The organism is Candidatus Avelusimicrobium stercoris (assembly GCF_002437085.1).
Taxonomy (GTDB): domain Bacteria; phylum Elusimicrobiota; class Elusimicrobia; order Elusimicrobiales; family Elusimicrobiaceae; genus Avelusimicrobium; species Avelusimicrobium stercoris.
The window spans coordinates 1-6980 of sequence record NZ_DJOA01000031.1 but is presented as its reverse complement, the minus strand read 5'-3'; the positions used below and the strand labels follow the sequence as shown (position 1 = coordinate 6980).

5 protein-coding genes are annotated in these 6980 nt (G+C 51.9%); 4 read left to right on the top strand and 1 reads right to left on the bottom strand.

The annotated features are described in order from the left end of the window. Positions 1 to 347 precede the first annotated feature (347 nt). The 3 genes from B2118_RS04705 to B2118_RS04695 are packed head-to-tail and all read left to right on the top strand — an operon-like array spanning position 348 to position 2863. On the top strand, positions 348 to 1565 hold the full coding sequence (locus B2118_RS04705) for an ABC transporter permease (RefSeq protein WP_428053648.1): 1218 nt from the start codon (positions 348 to 350) through the stop codon (positions 1563 to 1565). A 1-nt stretch (position 1566) separates the two neighbouring features. Then, on the top strand, positions 1567 to 2235 hold the full coding sequence (locus tag B2118_RS04700) for an ABC transporter ATP-binding protein (RefSeq protein WP_428053646.1): 669 nt from the start codon (positions 1567 to 1569) through the stop codon (positions 2233 to 2235). A gap of 7 nt (positions 2236 to 2242) precedes the next feature. Continuing rightward, positions 2243 to 2863 (top strand): tetratricopeptide repeat protein, encoded by a 621-nt coding sequence (locus tag B2118_RS04695; protein ID WP_428053644.1) that lies wholly within the window; start codon positions 2243 to 2245, stop codon positions 2861 to 2863. Between the two features lie 66 nt (positions 2864 to 2929). Here B2118_RS04695 and B2118_RS04690 read toward each other — a convergent pair whose 3' ends face one another. After that, positions 2930 to 5299: a DUF3536 domain-containing protein gene (locus B2118_RS04690; RefSeq protein WP_428053642.1), complete on the bottom strand. Its 2370-nt coding sequence runs from the start codon at positions 5297 to 5299 to the stop codon at positions 2930 to 2932. Positions 5300 to 5423: 124 nt separating this feature from the next. Here B2118_RS04690 and B2118_RS04685 point away from each other — a divergent pair, with 124 nt between their 5' ends. Continuing rightward, complete coding sequence (locus B2118_RS04685; RefSeq protein WP_428053640.1) at positions 5424 to 6749, top strand: PhoH family protein; 1326 nt, start codon at positions 5424 to 5426, stop codon at positions 6747 to 6749. Positions 6750 to 6980 lie beyond the last annotated feature (231 nt).

The window sequence follows — 6980 nt, the reverse complement described above, 5'->3', positions numbered from 1 at the left end:
CGTGAGCTCGGGGAGTTTCATTCAGTCCAGCGGACGGCGCCTTGCAGGCGGCAGATTTTCCGCGCCCTTTTGATTTATTGGGCAACACTCTTTTTGTAATGTCGCAAACAAACGAAACGGCAACAATAAAAAAGTAAGGCTGTTATAAAAAAAAGTCATCCTGAATTGCCGCCCATACCGCCAGGCGGCACCCCGTAGTGTTTCTGTACGGGGTCTATTAATAGGTTTCAGAATCTACTGATTGGGTAGTTGGTGGGTGTCGTCATCCTAGTCTTTATACCCAGTATGCCCTCTTTTTATTCCCCCCATTTTTCCCAAGCGCCCTTTAAATAAGGTAAAATACAACTATGAAATTTGAACGTTTTATCGCCGTGCGCTACTTAACGCGCCGCCAAGGGCTCTTCGCCTTTATCACCACGCTTATCGGCGTGGCGGGCGTCAGTGTGGGGGTGGCCGCACTCATTACCACTTTATCCGTTATGAACGGCTTTCAAACCGACATCAAAGACAAAGTCATCGGCGCGCAAAGCCATATCCTTATCTTTGGCCGTATGCGCAAAGAGACATATCAAAAGAAAATCGCCGCCTTGGAAAAATTGCCGCTGGTAGAGGCCGCCGCCCCGCACATTTACGGACAGGGCATTATCACCTATGCCGGGCAAAGCGTGGGCTTAATCGTCCGAGGGCTGGACCCGGAACAGGAAAAAAAGATTAACAATCTGGCGGACTCGCTGGTGGACGGATCCTTTACGCCCGATTGGGATAAAGACGCTCCGCCGCCCTTAGTATTGGGCACGGAACTGGCCGCCAATTTGGGGGCCGATATCGGCGACGACGTCGTACTCATTTCCCCCCAATCCATTTCCACTTCGGCGGGGATGTTCCCCAAAATGAAAAAATTTCGCATTAGCGGCCTTTTGCGCACCGGGTACTACGAGTTTGACAATACCATCGCCTACACCACCTTAGGCCACGCCAGCGATTTCTTCGGGCTCAAACAGGGCACCACCGGCCTAGCCGTGCGTCTGCACAACATTAACGACGCCGAAAAAGCCGCCGAACAAATCCGCCCCGTGGTGGGTTACGGCTACTCCGTCAAAACCTTCGCCCAGTTAAACAGCACGCTTTATGCGGCCTTAAAACTGGAAAAAGCAATGATGTTTATCATTTTATTTTTGATTATCGGCGTGGCTTCGCTCAACATTGCGGGTAACCTTATTTTGCTGGGCACCGAAAAACTGCGCGACATCGGCATTATGCGCGCAATGGGCGCGAGCCCCAAACTCATCCGCAAGGTGTTTATGTGGGAAGCGATGGTCATTGCCACATTGGGCATTGTGCTGGGGCTGCTTTTGGCGTGCCTGCTGTGCTGGATCATCGCCACCTTTAATATTGTGGAACTCCCCGGCGACATTTACTATTTAACCAAGGTCCCCGTGCGGATGCAGTTGTGGGACATTGTAGCCGTGGTAGGCGGCAGTTATTTAATTTGCTTCGTGGCGGGCTTGTACCCGGCGGTAAAGGCTTCGCGCGTACATCCCACGGACGCGATACGGTACGGATGATATGATTACGCTTGAACATTTAACCAAAATTTACGGACAAGGCGACGAAGAAGACCTCTGCGTATTGGAGGATGTGTCGCTTACCATTAAACGCGGCAAATTTACCGTTCTATTAGGGCCCAGCGGCTCGGGCAAAAGCACGCTTTTAAACTTAATTGCTATGCTGGACAAGCCAACCTCGGGCAAGATTTTTGTGGATGGGGAAGAAATCACCGCGCTTAAAAGTGAAGCCGCCCGCTCAGCCTTGCGCCTTAAAAAAATGGGGTTTGTCTTTCAGTTTGACGGATTACTGCCCGAATTTTCCCTCTTGGAAAATGTGGATATGCCCGCCTTAATGCGCGGCAAACCGGACCCGAAAAAAGCCCAAGCGCTCTTGGAAAATTTGGGCTTGGGCGCTATCAGCCACAAACTGCCGGCAGACCTGTCGGGCGGCGAAAAACAACGCGCCAGCATTGCGCGCGCACTTCGCAACGAGCCCGCCCTTTTGCTGGCGGACGAACCCACGGGCAACCTGGATACGGCCCGTAAGGAGCAGGTCTTCCAAGATTTTGCCAAAATGAGTAAGGACAAAGGCCTTACTATTTTAATGGTTACGCACGACGTCCGCGCCGCCGACTATGCGGACGAAGTCTATACTTTAACCAACCGCAAATTGGTAAAAACCAAATAGGAGCGTTATGGAACTGATTGAAACGCGCACAGGACTAACGGTTATTTTTATTTTGGCGCTGGCTTTATTTTTCCTGCGCCAATACGCCCACAATCCCTTTAAGCAAACCTTGCAAAAGGCTTCCCAGGGCGACCCGGAAGCCCAATACCAAATGGGCCTAATGTATTACCAAGGCAAAAAGGTAATTCAAGACTACCGACAAGCCTTTAATTGGTTTGATACGGCAGCCAAAAACGGCCATACGCGCGCAATGACGGCCCTGGCAGGGTTGTATAACGCCGGGCACGGCTGCCCGCAGAATTTGGGCAAAACCTTCCAATGGTATAAGGCTGCGGCGGAAGCGGGCGATTTTGAGGGGCGTGTGAACTGGGCTATTTGCTATCTGCACGGTATCGGCACGCAAAAGGACGAAAAAAAAGGCTTTGAACTAATGAAGGCCGCCGCCGAGGACAAGAGCCCCTTGGCCCAAACCTTAGTAGGCGATTTGTACGAGCGCGGCGTGGGCGTAGAAAAGGACCCAAGCCAAGCCCTGCACTATTATTTAATGGCCGTACAACAAGGGGAACCGCTGGCCAAAAAGAAATTAGCCGCTATGGAAAAACTCCCCTTAAAACGCGATCCAATGTGATTTTGGCTTAATGCAAAACGGCCCCGCGCGAGATTGGCGCGGGGCCGTTTTTACTGTCCAAAAAACTTACAGGGCAATTTTTAACTTACGCGCCAAGGCACGCAAAATATCCTTGGTTTTGGCTTCCGCCCCTAAGGCCTTTAAGCCAAAGAACACAAACTCCTGCGCTTTTACCGTGTCCGGCTCAAAGCCGAAGATTTCCGCATAGTTTAAAAATTCCACCAGTTTTAGCGCGCAGGCTTTATCGGCCGGATTGCGCGCAAACGAAAACGCCAAGAAGGTCAACTTTTCGGTTACCGCATCCCGCACCGGGCCGCGCGAAACGTCCAACCCCAAGGTTTTCACGTCTTCCATTAGTTCCTCTACCGCGTTTACATTTACGTTGGCGGCGCGGAACTCGGCCTTTAAATCCGCCGACAGCACAAATTCCGCCACGCGCAAAAACGGCTTGGGAATCGGCGCGCCGATCAGTTGCAGACCGCGCACCACCGGGTATTGGCGTTCAAACACTTCGGTAAATTTGGCGTCCATTTGCTCGTCCATTTTGCGCAAAACGAGGTCCACCACCTTGCGCCGGACGTCTTGGAACATAGAAATAAGCGGATAGGTCTTTTCAAACGACTGGCGGGTAAATTCAGCACACTCATCGTACTTCCCGTCTTTAAACAGCCGCTCCATTTGGGCAAAAACCGCGTTGCGGTCCATTTTGCCCGCTTCGCCCGCCGCGCAGACAAACTCCGCCGAACCGCGCTGAAAGACCGCAAAGTGCATTTGGCGTTCCAACAGCGTCGTGCGGGATTTAAGCGTAATATCCCCGTAGGACAAGTGAACCCCGGGCACGGACAAACGGATAGGCGTGTAATTTAACACATCGCACTCGTAGGCGCGCTTGGGGTTGGCGGTTTCGTCCGCCAGGGCCGACACCACAAATTCCAGCGCAATTTTTTCAATCGGCATTGCCTGCGGTTTTACGTACCGCTCATACACCACGCGGCCGTTTTTAAGTTCCTTTAAGTTACTGGGCGCCAAGGCCAACTTATCCATAAAGGCCGGCTCCAAATCCACGCCCGTAATCACGCGGTTAAGTTCAATGGCGCGCGCGGCATATTGCATAATCTGCACGGTTTCTATACCGCTGATTTCGTCAAAGAACCACCCGCAACTGGTGTACATCAGCATAGCGTTGCGCTGCATTTCCAGAAGCATTAGCGCCGTAGGGCGGTCCCGCCACGCCTTTTCCGTAGCATACTTTAAGAAAAAGCGGTGCTGGGCGTCCAACGACCGGTCCAAAATCAAATCAATATAATCATTACGCGCAGCCCACGGGTCTTTAAAATACTGCGCGCCCACGGTTTCAAAGGTTTTTACCATTTCGTCGCGCACATAATCTAACGCATCGCGCAGCGGCCCGCGCCATTTTTGGTTCCAGCCGGGCTTCATCCCCGAATTGCACCCGCAGTCTGCGCGCCAGCGTTCCACGCCGTGAAAACAACTCCACGAGGTGTTTTCTACAATCTGCGCCTCGTACTGCGGCGGATATTTTTCCAAAAACTCCCCGTAAACAGTTAGTTCCACTCCCGGCGTTTCCTCTACCTTTTTAAGGCAGTAGGCCAAGGCCATTTCGGCAAATTTTTGGTGATGCCCGTACGTTTCGCCATCAGTGGCAATGTGCATTAATTGCGCTTCGTCCCCGGCGTTATAAGTGCCTAATAAGCGGGCGGCAAATTTTTCGCCCGAAGACAAGGTGTCCGAAAAAGCAATTCCCTGCGACACGGGCCCGTCATAAAAGAACAGCGCAATACTTTTTTCGCTGGGCAAATTACAGCGGTACGCCCGCTTGGGGTCCACGCGGGAGCCGACTTCCTGCCATTTGCTTTCGCCGATTTTGCGCACGCGGGCACATTGGCCGGGAGCCAAAATAACAAATTTCATCCCCTCGGCGGCCAAAACTTCCAGCGTTTCGGTATTGCAGGCCGTTTCCGCCAGCCAAATAGCCTCGGGTTTGCGGCCGAAGCGTTTTTCAAAATCCGCAATGCCCCAGCGCACCTGGGTTACTTTATCGTGCGCGTTGGCAAGCGGCAAAATCATATGGTTATACACTTGGGCAATCGCGCTGCCGTGGCCGCCAAAGCGTTTGCGGCTGATACGGTCGGCCTCCTGCACCGCCTGATACACCTGCGGTTCTTCCTTTTCCATCCAAGAGAGCAGGGTAGGACCAAAGTTAAAACTAATGCGGGAATAATTGTTGGTTAAATCTATTAAATCTTTATTACCGTCCAGCACGCGCGCCAAGGCGTTCGGCGCGTAGCACTCCGCGCAAATGCGGCTGTTCCAATCGTGATACGGGGCGGCGCTGTCCTGAATTTCTATTTCTTCCAGCCACGCATTTTCGCGCGGTGGCTGGTAAAAGTGTCCGTGTATGCAAAGATATTTCATATATATATTTTAGCCAAAATATACATTTTTTGCTCCAACCGACGAGAAAAGCCCTTGACTACGGCGAAAGAAAGGCTATACTATAATTAACCCGTCCTACAACGGGCCACTACAAGAGGGGCTTATGAAAAAAACATTCATACTAGATACCAATGTGCTTCTGCACGACGTAAACTGCCTGCACGCCTTTGAGGATAACGACATTATTATCCCTATGGCCGTCATTGAAGAGTTGGACGCCTTTAAAAGCGAGGGCGACACCCGCGGCAAAAACGCGCGTATGGTGTCCCGCTCGCTGGATGAAATGCGCTCCCACGGGCGCCTGAACGAAGGCGTAAAACTGGACAAGGGCGGAATCCTCAAAATTGAATTGGATAAACCCAACATTTTGCCGCAGTCCTTGGCGTTTAACAAGGCGGATAACTCCATTTTAAACATTGCCTATACGTTAAGCAAAAAGGAAGGCTCTTACCGCAAGAACGCCGCGCCCGTAATTGTGGTAACTAAGGATATTAATATGCGCCTGAAAGCCGAGGCCTTGGGCCTAGAATCACAGGACTACACGTCCGATAAGGTAAATGTGGACGAACTGTACACGGGCGTAGCGGAACTGGAAGTTCCGGCGGAACAGATTGACGCGTTCTACCGCGACAAAAAACTCCCGGTGGACCCGGCGGTTTATTATCCCAACGAGTTTATTATTTTAAAGGCGTCCGACGGGAGCAAAAAATCCGCTATCGGGCGCGTGGCCAACAGCGGGGAATTTGTACTGCGCCCGCTTTCCGCCCAGGAACCGACGGCTTGGGGCATTAAACCGCTAAACAAAGAACAGCGCTTTGCAATGGAACTGCTGCTTGACGACAGTTTGGACATTGTAACCCTCGTCGGTACGGCGGGCACGGGTAAAACGCTTATCACGCTGGCCACGGGCTTACAGCGCACAATGGACGAAAACGCCTACCGCCGCTTGGTGGTGTGCCGCTCTATCGTCCCGGTCGGCAAGGACATCGGCTTCCTGCCCGGAACCAAGGAAGAAAAATTGGAAGCGTGGATGGGTGCCATTTACGACAACCTCGCTTTCTTGGCAGACCGCCGCAACCCGGACGAAGGCGAAGAAAAAGCCCATTACCTGTTGGACAGCGGCAAGATTGAAATCGCCTCCGTTACACATATGCGCGGCCGCTCGCTCCCAGGCCAGTATATGATTGTGGACGATGCCCAGAACTTGACTCCGCACGAGATGAAGACCATTTTAACCCGCGCGGGCGAAGGCACCAAGGTTGTTGTTACGGGCGACCCGTACCAAATTGATACGCCATACTTGGATGTGGAATCCAACGGGCTTACCTATTTGGTGGACCGCTTGAAAGGCCAAAAGAGCCACGGGCACATTACGTTTACCAAGACGGAACGCAGCCACCTGGCGGATTTGGCTTCTAAATTGCTTTAAGGCTGTTAGAAAATGAAACTCCCCGAGCTCACGCTCGGGGTTTCTTTTGCTCCAAAATTTCAGCGTTGCTTAATTTTGCCCGCTACTAAACATAATGAGAAAACAAAGTTTTCTAGTAGCGGGTTCGCACACTCCATCCCTCGGGCTTACGCCCGGGGTTTATTGTGAGCAGTAGTTATTTGGCTTCTAAATTGCTTTAAGGCTGTTAGAAAATAACTATCCCCCGGCGTA